Below are 15,866 nucleotides of genomic sequence, written 5' to 3'. Positions count from 1 at the left end.
CCGGCGGGGGTATATGTCCAGCATGCAGACCGACACCCGCACCGCCTGCCTGAAACGGCTGAACCGCATCGAAGGCCAGGTGCGCGGCATCGCCCGCATGGTCGAGGACAACCGCTACTGCATCGACATCGTCACCCAGCTCACCGCGGTGCGGGCGGCGCTGCGCAAGGTGGAGGAAGAGGTGCTGCGCGACCATGTCGCCCACTGCGTCGAGCACGCCATCGCCTCCGGCGACGCCGAGGAGCAGCGCCGCAAGGTGGCCGAGCTGATCGAGGTGCTGGGGCGGGTGAAGGGGTAGCGGCCGCGCCCGGCGCGTCAGCCCCGCTGCAGCGCCAGATGGGTGCCGAGCCCGACCAGCACCGCCCCGCCGGCCCGCTGCAGCGCCCGCTGGACCCGGGCGGAGCGCCGCAGCCGCGCGCTCACCGCGCCCGCCAGCAGCACGCAGACCAGATCCGCCGAAGTGAACATCGCGTTCACCAGCGTGCCCAGCACGACGAACTGCAGCCATACCGGCCAGCTCGCGGCGGGGTCGACGAACTGCGGCAGGAAGGCGAGGAAGAACAGCGCCGTCTTCGGGTTCAGCACCTCCACCGCCACGCTCTGCAGGAAGGCCCGGCGCGCACCGGCCGGGGGCGGCAGCCCCTCCCCCACCTCCGGCGTGCCGCGCGCCCGGAGCAGGCCGAGGCCGAGCCAGACCAGATAGGCCGCGCCCGCCAGCTTCACCGCGAGATAGGCCGGCGGCACCGCGTGGAACAGCACGGAGAGCCCGCCCGCCGCGGTCGCGACATGGGCATAGCCGCCGAGATGGATGCCGAACGCCGCCATCAGCCCCGCCCGCCGGCCGCCGGCCAGCGTGCGCGCCGCGGCATAGAGCATGGCCGGGCCGGGGATATAGGCAAACACCGCGGTGGTGAGCAGGCAGGCCAGCAGGAGGTCGAGCGAAGGCATGGGCGTTTCCCGCGCCGGGATGGCGCCTCAGGCAGTCGGGCGGAGCCCCATCGGCGAAGGGGGGCGAGGTACAAGGGGCGGGCGCCGGTCCGCCGAGCCTACGCCCGGTATAGCCCGGCGAAGCTGTCGCGCAGCAGGTTCTTCTGCACCTTGCCCATGGCGTTGCGCGGCAGTTCGTTCACGAACAGCACCCGCTTGGGCAGCTTGAACTTCGCCAGCCGGCCCTCCAGCGCGGCGAGCACCGCCGCCTCCTCCAGCCGCGCCCCTTCCGCCGGCACGATGACGGCGGTGACGCCCTCGCCGAAATCGGCATGCGGCAGGCCGATGACCGCGCTTTCCACCACGCCGGGCAGCGCGTCCAGCTCGGTCTCGACCTCCTTGGGGTAGACATTGAAGCCGCCGGTGATGACGAGGTCCTTGCCGCGCCCGACGATCTGCACCCGCCCGGCCAGATCCATCACGCCGAGATCGCCGGTGACGAACCAGCCGTCGCGGAACTCGGCCGCCGTCTTCTCCGGCATCCGCCAATAGCCCTTGAAGACGTTGGGCCCCTTCACCTCGATCATGCCGACGGCACCGGCGATCAGCTCGCGCCCGGTGTCGGGGTCGGTGACGCGCACGCTCACCCCCGGCAGCGGGAAGCCGACCGTGCCCGGCACCCGCTCGCCCTCATAGGGGTTGGAGGTGATCATGTTGGTCTCGGTCATGCCGTAGCGTTCGAGGATGGCGTGGCCGGTGGCGGCGGTCCATTGCCGGTGGGTCTCCGCCAGCAGCGGCGCCGAGCCGGAGACGAACAGCCGCATGCCGGCGCAGGCCGTCGCAGTGAGGCCCGGCTGCTTCAGCAGGCGGGTGTAGAAGGTCGGCACCCCCATCAGCACGCTGGCCCGCCCCATCAGCGCCAGGATGGCCGCCGGGTCGAAGCGCGGCAGGAACAGCATCGAGGCGCCGGCCAGCAGCGTCACGTTGATGGCGACGAACAGGCCGTGGGTGTGGAAGATCGGCAGGGCGTGGATCAGCACGTCGTCCGGCGTGAAGCGCCATTCCTCGACCAGCGCCTGCGCGTTGGAGGCGAGGTTGTCGTGGCTCAGCATCGCGCCCTTGGAACGCCCGGTGGTGCCGGAGGTGTAGAGCAGCGCGGCGAGATCGTCCGGCCCGCGCGGAACGTCGACGCCGTGGGGCGAGGCGGCGTCCGCCGCCTGCGCCAGCGTGCCCCGCCCCGCCGCGTCGAGGGTGAGGACCCGGCCGACGCCCCGCGCCGCCGCCACCGGCTCCAGCGCCGCCCGGTGCGCGGGATCGCAGACGAAGACCGCCGGCTCGGCGTCGCCGAGGAAATAGTCGATCTCCGCCGGGGTGTAGGCGGTGTTGAGCGGCAGGAACACCGCGCCCGCCCGCACCGCGCCGAGATAGGCGAACACCGCCTCCAGGCTCTTCTCCACCTGCAGCGCCACCCGGTCGCCCGGCTTCACCCCCAGCGCGGCGAAGGCGCCGGCGTAGCGGGCGGAGCGTTCCAGCAGGTCGGCCTGGCTGTGGCGCGCCCCGTCCGCCGTCTCGGCGAAGGGCCGGGCGGGGTCGGCGATGCCGGCGCGGATGCGGTCGAACAGGTGGTTGGCCATGGCGGGACGCACTCTCTCAGGGGTTCGGCGCGGCGGGGTTCGGCGCGGCGGGCGCGGCGGGCGCCAGGTCCGGCACCTTCAGCCCCAGCGAGGCGACATAGCCGGCATTGACGTGGCCATTGGCGAAGCGGGCGGCCTCCAGATAGGCGTCGAGCGTTGCCACCACCTCGGCCTGCGGCGGCCTCGCCATGCCCGCCCAGTCGCGCCGCGGCGCGCTGCCGAAGGCGGCGATGGCGTCCCAGCCCGCCGGCTTCTCGATGGAGACGACGGTGGAGGCGGAATCGAGGTTCTTGTAGGTCCAGAAGCTCCAGCCGATGCCGAACGATTCGTTGAGCGCGCGGTACGTCGCGTTCCAGTCGTCGGTCAGCTCGCCGGTCTCGCCGAGGAAGAGCGGCACCTGCCAGCGATTGGCGAAGTTCACGTAGTCCTGCACCTCGCGCCGCTCCGGGCTCGCCCAGAACTTGTGGTAGGTGTAGCCGGCATTGCCGTCGAAGGGCGGGCCGAACACGCCGAAATTGGTGCTCCACTGCGCCGCGGCGAGGATGACCGGGTGGTGGGTGTCCACCGCGCGGATGGCCTGCGTGATCCGCGCATAGAGCGGCTCCAGCCGCGGGTTCAGATAGTCCTGGTCGTGATAGGGCGAGATCGGCTCGTTGAGCAGGTCATAGGCCAGCACCGCGGTCTCGTCGCGGTAGCGCCCGGCGATGGCCTGCCACATGGCGATGGTCGCGCGCTGGTATTTCGGGATGTAGAAGGTCAGGGGGTAGCCGACGCCGTCGTCGTGGTTCACCCCGGTCTGGCCGCCGGGTGCGGCGTGGATGTCGAGAATGGCCTTGAGGCCGTAGCTGCGGCACCAGCCGATCACCCGGTCGAGCAGCGTCCAGCCTTCGCCCTGCGGGTCGACCTTCTCCGGGTCGGCGGGGTCCATGAAGAATTTCCAGTGCAGCGGAATGCGCACCGTGGTGAAGCCGGCCGCCTTGAGGAAGGCGATGTCCGCCTCGCCGATATAGACCTCGCGGAACCGGGTCCAGAACCGCGCCGCCGCCTCCGGCCCGGCGAGATAGGCGATGACGCTCTCGATCTCGCGCGGCGAGCGCTGGACCTTGAACTTGAACATGTAGCCTTCCGGCAGCAGCCAGTTGCCGAAGCTCATGCCCTTGATGTGGAAGGTGCTGCCGTCCGGGTTGACGAAGCGGGTGCCCTGCGCCCGCACGAAGCCGGACGGGACGGCGCCGGGCGGCGGCTCCTGCGCCTCCTGTGCCGCCAGCGGCGCGGCGGAAAGCCCGAGGCCCGGCAGCAGGGCGAGGGCCAGCGCGAGGCCGAGGGCCGGCGCATTGGCCGGGACGAGACGGGAGAGCGGGTGATGAGCGCGAGCCATGGCGGCGGAAACTAGCCGCGCCCACCGCCGCCGGCAATCACCCTTCGCGCGGCCCCGGCGCCTCCAACGCGCCGGCTCCCGGCGGCGCCGGTCGGCCGCGAGCCCCCCGGACGCAGGCGGGGCGGGGGGTGGGCCATGGGCTTCGCCCGGCGCAGGGTTCGCTCCCCGGCCGCCCTCCCCTTGACCGGGCCGCGCGCGACCGATAGCCGGTCGGCCCTGCCGGCGCCGGGCGTCCGGCCCGGCCGCCGAGGGGCGGCACGCAGGGAACAGGGCGGAGACAGGCATGGATCGGATCGGCGACGTTCTTGGCGCCCTGCCGGCGGACCTCTACACCACCGACCCCGCGGTGACGGCGCGCTACCTCACGGATTTCCGCCGCTTCCGCACCGGCGCCTCCCGCGCCGTGCTGAGGCCGCGCAGCACCGCCGAGGTCCAGCGCATCGTCGCGCTCTGCGCCGCCCATGGCGTGGCGCTTGTGCCCCAGGGCGGCAACACCTCCTACTGCGCCGCCGCCACCCCCTCCGCCAAGGGCGACGAGCTGGTGCTCAGCCTCGAACGGCTGAACGCCGTGCGCGGCCTCGACGCCGCCAACCTCTCGCTCACCGCCGAGGCCGGCTGCGTGCTGAGCGTGCTGCAGGAGGCCGCCGACGCCGAGGGGCTGATGCTGCCGCTCGACCTCGGCTCGCGCCAGTCCTGCCAGATCGGCGGCAACCTCTCGACCAATGCCGGCGGCATCTCGGTGCTGAAGCACGGCATGGCGCGCGACCTGGTGCTGGGCCTCGAGGCCGTGCTGCCGGACGGGCAGGTGCTCGACGTGCTCCAGCCGCTGCGCAAGAACAACACCGGCTATGACGTGAAGCAGGTGCTGCTCGGCGCGGAAGGCACGCTCGGCGTCATCACCGCCGTGTCGCTGAAGCTGGCGCGCAAGCCGGCGCAGACCGTCACCGCCTTCCTCGCCGTCGACGACATCAGCACGCTGACGGCCATCCTCGCCCGCGCGCAGCAGCTCACCGGCGAGAACATCACCTCGTTCGAATACATCTCCCACCATTCGCTCGCCCTGCTGCTGGCGGCGCAGCCCGCGTTGCGCCACCCGCTGGCCGCGCCGGCGGAGCATTACGTGCTGCTGGAAGCGCAGACCTGCTCGCCCGTGCTGGCGCTGGAGGAGGCGGTGGCGCAGCTTCTGGAGGCGCTGATGGGCGAGGGCCTCGTCACCGACGGCACGCTGGCCGCCGGCGCCCAGCAGCGCGAGCGGCTGTGGCACCTGCGCGAGCACATTCCCGAGGCCGAGGTGGCCAATGGCGGCTCGGTGAAGCACGACATCTCGGTGCCGACCTCGGTGCTGCCGGCCTTCATCGCCGGGGCCGCCGCCCTCGTCACCGCCCATGGCGCCGGCGGCCGGCTCTCGATCTATGGCCATGTCGGCGATGGCAACGTCCACTTCAACGTGGTGGCCCCGGTGGGGGTGGAGCCGGCGGGCTACAAGGTCTGGCTGGAAGCCGAGGTCTCGCCCCGGCTCTACGACCTTGCGGTCGGCATGGGCGGCTCCTTCGGCGCGGAATACGGCATCGGCGTCGTGAAGCTGGACCTGCTGGACCGCTACGGCGACCCCGCCAAGCGCCACATGATGCGCGCCCTGAAAGCCGCGCTCGACCCCGCCAACATCATGAACCCCGGCAAGGTGGTGCGGGCGTAGCCTTGGCTCCGCCCGCAGCCGGTGCGCGACGACCGGCACGGGCGCTCCGCGCCGGATCGTGACCCCGCCCGTGCGTGACACCGCGCGCCCGGCGCGGTATCCAGCAGGACGCCCTTCCCACCGTCCGTTTCCAGGCAAGCTCGCGTGACGTCGCTGTATCAGGCCGCCTATCTGCTGGCCGCGCTCCTCCTCGTCCTTCTCGCCGCCGGCCGCTGGCGGGTCCAGCCGGTGCTGGCGCTGCTGGCCGCCGCGGTCGGTTTCGGCCTTGCCGCCGGCATGGCCACCAGCCAGATCGGCAAGTCGTTCGGGGTCGGATTCTCCCAGACCATCCAGTCGCTCGGCCTCGTGGTGCTGGCCGGCACGCTGATGACGGAGATCGCCGAGGGTGCCGGCGCCGGCACCTGGCTCTCCGCCCGGGTGCAGGGCATGAGCCGCCGGGCCGCCGCGCTGGTGCTGCCGGTCCTCGGCCTCGCGGGCGGCCTCGGCTCCAGCCCGGCCGCGACCTTCGCGGTGCTCGGCCCGCTGCGCCGGGCCATCGGCGGCGAGGGCGCGCGGCCGGCGGTGACGCTGGCGCTCGCGCTTTCCGGCAGCCATGGCCTGCTGCTGCCGGCGCCGGCGATGATCGCCGCCGCGACCATTCTCGGCGCGAGCTGGTGGGCGACGCTTGCCTTCGGCCTGCCGCTGGCGGTGGTGGCGGTCGCGGCGGGGGCGCTGTACGCCCGGCTCGCCACGCCCGCGGCCGCTCCCCTTGCCGGCGAGCCGCTGGCGGAGGCGACCGCGCTGCACCGGCCGCGCCGCGCCGCCCTGCTTCTCGCCGCGGTCAGCGCGGTGCTGGTGGCGCTGCTCGCCGTGCAGTCGCTGGGCGACATCGCCAGCGAGCCGTTTGGCGGAGGCTCCAACCGCGAATTCATCCTCGGCCTCGGCCGCCCGCTCATGCTGCTGGTGGTCGGGGTCGGCCTGCTGGCGCTGCTGGTGCGGCCGTGGGAGCGCGGCGGGCTGACCGAAGAGGGCTGGGCCGGCCGCGGCATCGCCCGCGCCGCCGGGCTCATCCTGCTGGTGGGTGCCGCCGGGGGGTTGCAGAAGCTGGTGCAGGACACCGGCCTGCCGGAAATGAACGCCGAACGGCTGCTGGGCTGGCAGCCCGAGCCGGCGCTGGCGCTGGTGCTGCCCTTCGCGCTGGCCGCGCTCATGAAGCTGCTGCAGGGCTCCTCGCTGGTCGCCGCCATCACCGCCGCCGGCATGGCCGCGCCGCTGCTCGGCCCGCTGGGGCTCGACACCGGCGCCGGCCGGGCGCTGGCGGCGCTGGCGGTCGGCGCCGGCGCCATGACCGCGTCACAACTGACTGACGGACTGTTCTGGCTGGTCGCGCAGGCCGGCCGGCTCGGCCCCGGCGGGTGCCTCGCCCGTTTCAGCCTCGGCACGGTGGTGCAGGGCGCGGTGAGCCTGGGGCTGCTGCTTCTGCTGCACCTCGTCTGCGCCTGAACGCCGGGGCGGGCGAATGAAACCGCGCCGTTCCCGCCGCCTCAAGGAGATCGTCCGCATGATCCGTCGCCGCACCTTCCTCGCCGCCAGCGCCGCCCTGCCCTTCCTGGCGGCGCGGGCCCGGGCCCAGATGGCGGTTCCGAAGCTGCCGGCCGACTTCGTGTGGGGCGCCTCCACCTCCTGCTTCCAGATCGAGGGCGCGGTGCGCGAGGGCGGCCGCGCCGACAGCATCTGGGACGTGTTCGCCCGCGAGCCCGGCCGCATCGCCGACGGCACCAATGCGGATGTCGCCGCCGACCACTACCACCGCTACCCCGAGGATGTGGACCTGCTGGCGGCCGGGCATTTCCGCGCCTACCGCTTCTCCACCGCCTGGCCGCGTATCGTGCCGGAGGGCACCGGCCCGGTGAACCCGGCGGGGCTCGACTTCTACGACCGGCTGGTCGACCAGTTGCTGGAGAAGGGCGTGCAGCCCTGGGCCTGCCTCTATCACTGGGACCTGCCGCAGGCGCTGCAGCAGCGCGGCGGCTGGCACAACCGCGACATCGCCGGCTGGTTCGCCGACTACGCCCAGGCCACCGTCGGCCGGCTCGGCGACCGGGTGAAGCACTGGGCGATGCTGAACGAGCCCTCGGTGCACGCCATCTTCGGCCATGCGGTGGGCAACCATGCCCCCGGCCTCACCGGCTGGCCGAGCTACCTCAAGGCCCAGCACCACCAGAACCTCGCCCAGGGCACCGCCATCGCCGCGCTGCGGGCGCAGAAGCCCGACCTCGTGCTCGGCACGGTGTTCTCGCTGCAGCCGGTGCTGCCCTCCACCGACAAGCCGGAGGACGCCGCCGCCGCCCAGCGCTTCGACGCGGCGTGGAACACCAACAATCTCGACCCGCTGTTCAAGGGCATCTACCCCGCCGCCTATGCCGACCAGTTCGCCCCGCTGATCAAGGGCGACGACATGGCCCGCATCAAGGTGGCGGTCGACTTCCTCGGCGTGAACTATTACGGCCGCGCCCATGTGGTGAACGACCCCGACAGCGTGCTGGCGCAGGCCGGCTGGGGTCCGCAGCCGCCCGGCACCCGGACCACCGCCATGGGCTGGCCGATCGAGCCGCAGGGGCTGGTGGAGGTGATGCGCCGGCTGCGCGACGAATACGCCAACCCGCCCGCCTTCATCATGGAGAACGGCGCCTGCTTCGACGATCCCCCGCCCCGCAACGGCGTGGTGGACGACCCCGAGCGCGCCGCCTTCATCCGCCAGCACATCATCGCCTGCCGCGCCGCGGTGGACGAGGGCTGCGCGCTGAGGGGCTATTTCGTCTGGTCGCTGCTGGACAATTTCGAATGGGCGGAAGGGCTGCGCCGGCGCTTCGGCATCGTGCATGTCGATTTCGCCACGCTGAAGCGCACCCCGAAGGAATCCTACCGCTTCCTCGCCGAGGTGATGAAGCCCGGCTGACCGTCCGGCCCGGGCGACCAAACGTCATGGAATTGCGCGCCGCCGGTACAGTTGTGATACGAACGTCAAACGGATGGGGTTTTTTGCCCCATCCCGCCCTTATCCGGCTAAGCTGAGCAGTCGCATGCAGACAGACGACCCCCGTATTTCCGAGATCATCGACTTCATCGCCACCGAGGTGGGGGTGGACCGCGGCCTGCTCGCGGCCACGACCCCGGTGGCCGATCTCGGCATTTCCTCGCTCGACCTGATCGAGACGATCTTCAAGCTCGAAAGCCGGTTCGACATCGAGATTCCCAATGACGGCCCGCTGAACGGCAACGACGTCACGGTCGGCGTGCTGGTGGACCATGTCGCCGCGCTGCTGGCGGCCAAGCAGGCCCGGGGCTGATGGCCCATCGCGTCGCCGTCACCGGGCTCGGCTCGCTCTCCGCGCTCGGCAACGACGTTGCCGCCCATCTCGCGGGGCTGCGCGCCGGCACGGTGGGCATCGGGCCGACCCAGGGCATCGACGTTTCCGCCATGAAGACGAAGATCTCCGCCGAGGTGCGGGACTTCGTGCCGGAACAGCATTTCGACCCGCGCCAGCTCGGCCTCATGGACCGCACCTCGCAGCTCGCCGTGGTCGCCGCCCGCCAGGCGGTGGCGGCGGCGGGCGTGACGCTGCAGGCGCTGCCGCTGCATCGGGTCGGCGCCATCTTCGCCGCCTCGGTCGGCTTCCACGCGGTGGACGAGAGCTACCGCAAGCTCTACGCCGAGCAGGCCCCGCGCCCCCACCCCTTCACCGTGCCCCGCGCCATGCCGAGCGCGCAGGTGAGCCATGTCACCATGGATCTCGGCATCCACGGCCCGTCCTTCGCCATCGCCTCGGCCTGCTCCTCCGCCGCCCACGCCATCGGCACCGCGTTCCAGATGATCCGCGGCGGCATGCTGGACGTCGCGCTGGCCGGCGGCGGCGAATCGCAGATCACCTACGGCATGCTGAAGAGCTGGGAGGCGCTGCGCGTGCTGGCGCCCGACGCCTGCCGCCCCTTCTCGAAGGACCGTTCCGGCCTCGTCATCGGCGAGGGCGCCGGGGCGGTGGTGCTGGAGAACCTGGACCACGCGCTCGCCCGTGGCGCCACCATCCACGCCGAGCTGGTCGGCTTCGGCATGACCGCCGACGGGCGCGACATCACCGCACCGGACCGCGACAGCGCCGCCGCCGCGATGCGCTTCGCGCTGGAGGATGCCGGCCTCGCCCCGGAGGCGGTGGAGTATGTCAGCGCCCACGGCACCGCCACCGCGCTGAACGACCGCACCGAGACCGCCGCGCTGCACGAGGTATTCGGCCCGCATCTGCGGGCGCTGCCGGTGTCGTCGTCGAAGTCGCAATACGGCCACACCATGAACGCCTCGGGCGCGCTCGACTTCATCACGACCGTGCTGGCGCTGCGCGAGGGCTTCCTGCCGCCCACCATGGGCTTCAACGAGCCGGACCCGGAGTGCGACCTCGACTGCGTCGCCAACGCCAGCCGCCCGGCGGCGATCGGCGCCGCACTCTCCTCCAGCTTCGCCTTCGGCGGCCTCAACGCCGTGCTGGCGCTGCGCAAGGCGGGCTGAGCGCACTCGGGCGCGGCCTCACCCCGCCGGCCCCGCCACCGCGAAGCCGGCCGCCGCCGGCCCCGCCAGCGCGGCGATGCGGCCCTCGGCTTCGCGCAGCCGCGCCCGGCAGAACGCCGCGATCTCGCCGGGCAGCCGGCCGAATTCCTGCCGCCGGGCGATGAGGATGAGCTGGCGCGCCAGCCCCGGCCCGGGCAGCGGCCGGCAGGCGAGCCCCTCCAGCCCCAGCCCGGCCTCGATGAGGCAGAGCGGGGTGGTGATGGCGAACCCCCCGCCCGCCGCCACCGCGGCGGTGACGCCGAAGGGGGTGTCGAATTCGATGTGGCGCGGCAGATCGAGCCGCAGCCGGCGCAGGTGCCGCTCGATCTCCATGCCGGTCTGCGAGCGGGCGCTGTAGCGCACCAGCGTGGCGCGGCCGGCCAGCTCGCCCAGCGCCGCCGGGTCCGCCGGCGCCGGCAGGTCCGCCGGCATCAGCAGCAGATAGGGCTCGCTCGCCAGCGGCCAGCGCTCCAGCCCCTCGATCTCCTCCAGCTCCGAGGTGCCCACCAGCAGGTCGAGCCGGCGCGTCAGCAGCGCCGAGGCATGCGAGGCGGTGAGGCCGGAGAGGATCGACACCTCGTCCGCCGCCTGCCGCAGCCGGCCGGCCAGCGGCGCCATCAGCACCCGGGACAGCGAATCGACCAGCCCGGCCCGCAGCAGCGGCAGCCGGCCATGCTCGCTCTCGCGCAGCAGAGGCGCGATCTGCCGCGCCTCCGACAGCAGCGCCCCCGCCCGCTGCCGCAGCACGCCGCCGGCGGCGGTGAGCGCGAGCGGGCGGGCGCCGCGGTCGAACAGGGTCACGCCGGTGCGGCGCTCCAGATCGGCGATGGTCTGCGACACCGCGGGCTGGGTCAGCCCCAGCCGGCGCGCCGCCTGCGCCATGCCGCCGGTCTCGCACACCGCGAGGAAGGCTTCCAGCGCGCGCAGGTCGAAGGGAAGCGGGTCGGCCATCGGCGTCTCCCTGGGCGCCTCCCTGCCGCCACGGACAGGCGACGCCGCGGCGCGGCGGGGGGCGGGACGGCCATACTATAAGATAAATTTATATTACCTCCCTTTTCGCCGTCAATTACAGCTTAGGCCGTTCCCTGCGGCGGCGGTCTCCCCCATGCGCTATTCCGTGCTCAGCCTCCTCCTCAACGGCCTCACCGGCCAGCGCGGCTGGCGCCCGGCCTGGCGCGAGCCGAACCCGAAGCCGGCCTATGACGTCATCATCGTCGGCGGCGGCGGCCATGGGCTGGCCACCGCCTATTACCTCGCCCGCCAGCACGGCATCCGCAACGTGGCGGTGATCGAGAAGGGCTATATCGGCTCCGGCAATGCCGGGCGGAACACCACCATCATCCGCTCCAACTACCTGCTGCCGGGCAACGAGCCGTTCTACGAATGGTCGATGAAGCTCTGGGAAGGGCTGGAGCAGGAGCTGAACTACAACGCGATGGTCAGCCAGCGCGGCGTGCTGAACCTCTATCATTCCGACGCCCAGCGCGACGCCTATGCCCGGCGCGGCAACGCCATGCGGCTCCACGGGGTCGATTCCGAGCTGCTCGACGCCGAGGGCGTGCGGGCGATGTATCCCTTCCTCGACTTCGCGAACGCCCGTTTCCCCATTCGCGGCGGCCTGCTGCAGCGGCGCGGCGGCACCGCCCGGCACGATGCAGTGGTGTGGGGCTATGCCCGCGCGGCCGACGCGCTCGGCGTCGACATCCTGCAGAACTGCGAGGTGACCGGCTTCCTCTCCGAGGGCGACGCCATCACCGGGGTCGAGACCACGCGCGGGCCGGTCCGCGCGAAGAAGGTGGGCCTCGCGGTGGCCGGCAGCACCTCGCGCGTCGCCGGCAAGGCCGGGCTGCGGCTGCCGATCGAAAGCCATGTGCTGCAGGCCTTCGTCTCGGAAGGGCTGAAGCCGCTGATCGACGGCGTCGTCACCTTCGGCGCCGGGCATTTCTACATCAGCCAGTCCGACAAGGGCGGCCTCGTCTTCGGCGGCGACATTGACGGCTACAATTCCTACGCCCAGCGCGGCAACCTGCCGGTGATCGAGGATGTCTGCGAGGGCGGCATGGCGCTGATGCCGCGGCTCGGCCGGGTGCGGCTGCTGCGGCACTGGGGCGGCATCATGGACATGTCGATGGACGGCTCGCCGATCATCGACCGCACCCCCCGCCCGGGGCTCTATCTCAATGCCGGCTGGTGCTATGGCGGTTTCAAGGCGACCCCGGCCTCCGGCTGGTGCTTCGCCCACCTGCTGGCGCGCGACGAGGCCCACGAGACCGCCCGCGCCATGCGGCTCGACCGCTTCCGCACCGGCCACCTGATCGACGAGAAGGGAGTCGGCGCCCAGCCGAACCTGCACTGATGCGCATCCCCTGCCCCTTCTGCGGTTCCCGCGACGCCCACGAGTTCAGCTATCTCGGCGATGCCACCCCGCGCCGGCCCGACCCCGCCGCGCCGGGCGCCGAGGCGGCGTTCTTCGACTACGTCTATCTGCGCGACAACCCGGCCGGCGCCTTCGAGGAGTGGTGGTACCACGCCGCCGGCTGCCGCCAGTGGCTGAAGGTGGCGCGCGACACCCGCACCCACGCCATCACCGGCGCGGTGCTGGCGCGCGACGTCGCCGCCCCGGCCGCCCCCACCCCGGCCGGAGGGGAGACCGCGCGATGAGCCCCCTTCCTGCGAACCGGCGGGCTGCGAACCGGCTTGCCGCCGGCGGGCGCATCGACCGTTCCCGCACCCTCGCCTTCAGCTTCGACGGGCGCCGCCTCGACGGCCACCCCGGCGACACGCTGGCGTCGGCGCTGCTGGCCAACGGGGTGAAGCTGGTCGGCCGCTCCTTCAAGTATCACCGCCCGCGCGGCATCGTCTCGGCCGGGCCGGAGGAGCCGAACGCGCTGGTGGAGCTGCGTGGCGGCGCCCGCCGCGAGCCGAACAGCCGGGCCACCGTGACCGAGCTGTTCGACGGGCTGGAGGCGACGAGCCAGAACCGCTGGCCCTCGCTCGCCCTCGACCTTCTGTCGGTCAACGGGCTGCTGGCCCCCTTCCTCGGCGCCGGCTTCTACTACAAGACCTTCATGTGGCCCGCCGCGCTGTGGGAGAAGCTGTACGAGCCGGCGATCCGCCGTGCGGCCGGCCTCGGCCGCGCCGCCGAGGCCGCCGACCCCGACAGCTACGAGAAGGTCAACGCCTTCTGCGACCTGCTGGTGATCGGCTCCGGCCCCGCCGGGCTGATGGCGGCCCGCACCGCCGCCCGCGCCGGGGCCCGCGTCATCCTCGCCGAGGAGGACTTCCTGCCCGGTGGCCGGCTGAACGCCGAGGCGCTGGAGGTGGACGGCGCGCCGGGCCATCTCTTCGCCGCCCGCACCCTCGCCGAGCTGGCAGGCCTGCCCAATGTGCGGCTCATGACCCGCACCACGGTGTTCGGCGTGTATGACGGCGGCACCTATGGCGCGGTCGAGAAGGTGAGCGACCACCTGCCCGAGCCGGGCCCCTTCCAGCCGCGGCAGCGGCTGTGGCGCATCGTGGCCCGCCGCGCCATCCTCGCCGCCGGCGCCACCGAGCGCCCCATCGTGTTCGGCGGCAACGACCGCCCGGGGGTGATGGCGGCCGGCGCGGTGCAGGCCTATGCCAACCGCTTCGGCGTCGCCGCGGCCCGGCAGGTCGCGGTCTTCGCCAATAATGACGGCGCCTGGCGCGCCACCTTCGAGGCCCGGACGGCGGGGCTCGGCGTCGCCGCCATCATCGACGTCCGCAGCGAGGTGCCGCCCGCCCTGCTGGCGCGGGCGCAGGCGCTCGGCATCCGCGCCATCCCCGGCGGCGTGGTCACCGCCACCCGAGGCCGGACGCTGGCCGGCATCGAGATCACCGTCGGCGGGCGGCGCGAGCAGATCGCGGTGGACGGCCTCGCCGTCTCCGGCGGCTGGTCGCCCAACCTTCACCTCACCTGCCACCATGGCGGCAGGCCGGTGTGGGACCCCCGGCTCGCCGCCTTCGTGCCCGGCAGCACCCCTCCGGGGCTGGAGGCGGCCGGGGCGGCGGCGGGGCGCCTCACGCTCGGCGCGGCGCTGCGCGACGGGCTGGAGGCGGGCGCACGCGCGGTGGCCGATATCGGACTCATCGTCCACCCCATCGAACCGCCAAAGGCGGAGGACGAGCCCGCCGGAATCGCCGCCTTCTGGCACGTCGCGGCAAGCCGCGGCCCCGCCTTCGTCGACCAGCAGAACGACGTGACGGCCAAGGACATCGCCCTCGCCCACAAGGAAGGCTTCCGCTCGGTCGAGCACCTGAAGCGCTACACCACGCTCGGCATGGCGACGGACCAGGGCAAGACCTCCAACGTCACGGGCCTCGCCATCATGGCGGAACTGACCGGCGCGGGCATCGAGGCGACCGGAACCACCATCTTCCGCCCGCCCTATACCCCTGTCGCGCTTGGGGTTTTCGCCGGCCACCACCGCGGGCGGGAGTTCCGCCCGGTCCGGCTCACCCCCACCCATGGCTGGGCCGAGCGGCAGGGCGCCGTCTTCATCGAGACCGGGCCGTGGCTGCGGGCGCAGTATTTCCCCCGGCCGGGCGAGACCGACTGGCTGGAGACCGTGAACCGCGAGGTCAAGGCGGTGCGCGCCTCGGTGGGGATGATCGACGTCTCCACCTTCGGCAAGATCGACCTGCAGGGCCCCGACGCCGGCGCCTTCCTCGACCGCGTCTACATCAACACCTTCTCCACCCTGCCGGTCGGCAAGGCGCGCTATGGCGTGATGCTGCGCGAGGACGGGCTGGTGATGGACGACGGCACCACGGCGCGGCTCGGCGAGAGCCACTACGTCATGACCACGACCACCGCCAATGCCGCCAAGGTGTTCCAGCATCTGGAGTTCTGCCTCCAGGTGCTGTGGCCGGAGCTGGACGTGCAGATGGCCTCCGTGTCCGAGCAGTGGGCCCAGATCGCCCTCGCCGGGCCGAAGGCGCGCGAGGTGCTGGCGAGGATCGTCGACGCGGGCACCGACGTCTCCGACGCCGCGCTGCCCTTCATGGGCGTGCTCGGCACGACGGTGCTGGGCGGGGTGCCGGCGCGGCTTTTCCGCGTCTCCTTCTCCGGCGAGCTCGGCTACGAGATCGCGGTGCCGGCCCGGCAGGGCGAACGCCTCGCCGAGGCGCTGATGGCGGCGGGCGCGCCCTTCGGCATCACGCCCTACGGCATCGAGGCGCTGGGGGTGATGCGGATCGAGAAGGGCCACGTTTCCGGCAACGAGCTTTCCGGCCAGACCACCGCCGCCGATCTCGGCCTCGGCCGCATGGCCTCGACCAGGAAGGACCATATCGGCCGGGTCATGGCGGCCCGGCCGGGCCTTGCCGATCCGGCTCGCCCGAGCCTCGTCGGGCTGAAGCCGGTGGATGGCGCGGCGCGGCTGCGGGCGGGCGCGCATCTGCTGCCGCCTGGCGTGCCGGCGACGACGGCGAACGACGAGGGCTACATCACCTCGGTGGCCTATTCCCCGCATCTCGGCCACTGGATCGGCCTCGGCCTGCTGGCGCGCGGCCCCCAACGCCTCGGCGAGCGCGTGCGGGCTTACGACCCGGTCCGCGGCGGCGATCTCGAGGTGGAGGTCTGCGCGCCCTGTTTCCTCGATCCCAAGGGAGAGCGTCTGCGTGGCTGAG

General features: G+C 72.8%; 13 protein-coding genes. 9 read left to right on the top strand and 4 right to left on the bottom strand.

Annotated features, from left to right (window positions below; translation table 11 throughout):
* The first annotated feature begins 22 nt into the window (after positions 1-22).
* A complete protein-coding gene (locus KHC27_RS09825; protein WP_213338976.1) occupies positions 23-298 on the top strand; it encodes a metal-sensitive transcriptional regulator in 276 nt (91 codons plus the stop codon).
* 17 nt (positions 299-315) lie between these two features.
* On the opposite strand, the gene KHC27_RS09820 is transcribed toward KHC27_RS09825, so the two are convergent.
* From KHC27_RS09820 to KHC27_RS09810, 3 genes are all read right to left on the bottom strand, one after another.
* The gene (locus tag KHC27_RS09820) at positions 316-948 is read right to left on the bottom strand and encodes a LysE family translocator (RefSeq protein WP_213338433.1); all 633 of its coding nucleotides are present in this window, start codon (positions 946-948) and stop codon (positions 316-318) included.
* A 98-nt stretch (positions 949-1,046) separates the two neighbouring features.
* Complete coding sequence (locus tag KHC27_RS09815; protein ID WP_213338432.1) at positions 1,047-2,561, bottom strand: malonate--CoA ligase; 1,515 nt, start codon at positions 2,559-2,561, stop codon at positions 1,047-1,049.
* Between the two features lie 16 nt (positions 2,562-2,577).
* Positions 2,578-3,939 carry a glycoside hydrolase family 5 protein gene (locus KHC27_RS09810; RefSeq protein WP_213338431.1) on the bottom strand — a complete coding sequence of 454 codons (1,362 nt, stop codon included), beginning with the start codon at positions 3,937-3,939 and terminating at the stop codon, positions 2,578-2,580.
* Positions 3,940-4,222: 283 nt separating this feature from the next.
* Here KHC27_RS09810 and KHC27_RS09805 point away from each other — a divergent pair, with 283 nt between their 5' ends.
* The 5 genes from KHC27_RS09805 to KHC27_RS09785 all read left to right on the top strand — a co-directional run bounded on the left by KHC27_RS09805 (position 4,223) and on the right by KHC27_RS09785 (position 10,175).
* Entirely contained in the window at positions 4,223-5,635 is a 1,413-nt protein-coding gene (locus tag KHC27_RS09805; RefSeq protein WP_213338428.1) for an FAD-binding oxidoreductase, read from the top strand.
* 144 nt (positions 5,636-5,779) lie between these two features.
* Positions 5,780-7,117: a GntT/GntP/DsdX family permease gene (locus KHC27_RS09800; RefSeq protein ID WP_213338425.1), complete on the top strand. Its 1,338-nt coding sequence runs from the start codon at positions 5,780-5,782 to the stop codon at positions 7,115-7,117.
* Between the two features lie 58 nt (positions 7,118-7,175).
* Complete coding sequence (locus KHC27_RS09795) at positions 7,176-8,573, top strand: GH1 family beta-glucosidase (RefSeq protein WP_213338424.1); 1,398 nt, start codon at positions 7,176-7,178, stop codon at positions 8,571-8,573.
* A gap of 124 nt (positions 8,574-8,697) precedes the next feature.
* The gene (locus KHC27_RS09790; RefSeq protein ID WP_213338422.1) at positions 8,698-8,964 is read left to right on the top strand and encodes an acyl carrier protein; all 267 of its coding nucleotides are present in this window, start codon (positions 8,698-8,700) and stop codon (positions 8,962-8,964) included.
* Positions 8,964-10,175, top strand: coding sequence for a beta-ketoacyl-[acyl-carrier-protein] synthase family protein (locus KHC27_RS09785; RefSeq protein WP_213338420.1), 1,212 nt, complete (start codon positions 8,964-8,966; stop codon positions 10,173-10,175). The genes KHC27_RS09790 and KHC27_RS09785 overlap by 1 nt, the downstream gene beginning before the upstream one ends.
* Before the next feature lie 18 nt (positions 10,176-10,193).
* On the opposite strand, the gene KHC27_RS09780 is transcribed toward KHC27_RS09785, so the two are convergent.
* A complete protein-coding gene (locus KHC27_RS09780; protein ID WP_213338418.1) occupies positions 10,194-11,165 on the bottom strand; it encodes a LysR family transcriptional regulator in 972 nt (323 codons plus the stop codon).
* A 154-nt stretch (positions 11,166-11,319) separates the two neighbouring features.
* On the opposite strand from KHC27_RS09780, the gene KHC27_RS09775 reads away from it, so the two are divergent.
* The 3 genes from KHC27_RS09775 to KHC27_RS09765 are packed head-to-tail and all read left to right on the top strand — an operon-like array spanning position 11,320 to position 15,865.
* A complete protein-coding gene (locus KHC27_RS09775) occupies positions 11,320-12,570 on the top strand; it encodes a sarcosine oxidase subunit beta family protein (RefSeq protein WP_213338413.1) in 1,251 nt (416 codons plus the stop codon).
* Complete coding sequence (locus tag KHC27_RS09770) at positions 12,570-12,875, top strand: sarcosine oxidase subunit delta (protein ID WP_213338410.1); 306 nt, start codon at positions 12,570-12,572, stop codon at positions 12,873-12,875. Before KHC27_RS09775 ends, KHC27_RS09770 begins: the two co-directional genes overlap by 1 nt.
* The gene (locus KHC27_RS09765; RefSeq protein WP_213338408.1) at positions 12,872-15,865 is read left to right on the top strand and encodes a sarcosine oxidase subunit alpha family protein; all 2,994 of its coding nucleotides are present in this window, start codon (positions 12,872-12,874) and stop codon (positions 15,863-15,865) included. The genes KHC27_RS09770 and KHC27_RS09765 overlap by 4 nt, the downstream gene beginning before the upstream one ends.
* The last annotated feature ends 1 nt before the right edge of the window (position 15,866 follow it).

It is taken from the genome of Ancylobacter lacus (genome assembly GCF_018390635.1).
Lineage (GTDB): Bacteria > Pseudomonadota > Alphaproteobacteria > Rhizobiales > Xanthobacteraceae > Ancylobacter > Ancylobacter lacus.
The sequence above is the reverse complement of the archived record's forward strand: the minus strand, read 5'-3'. Positions and strand labels throughout refer to the sequence as shown.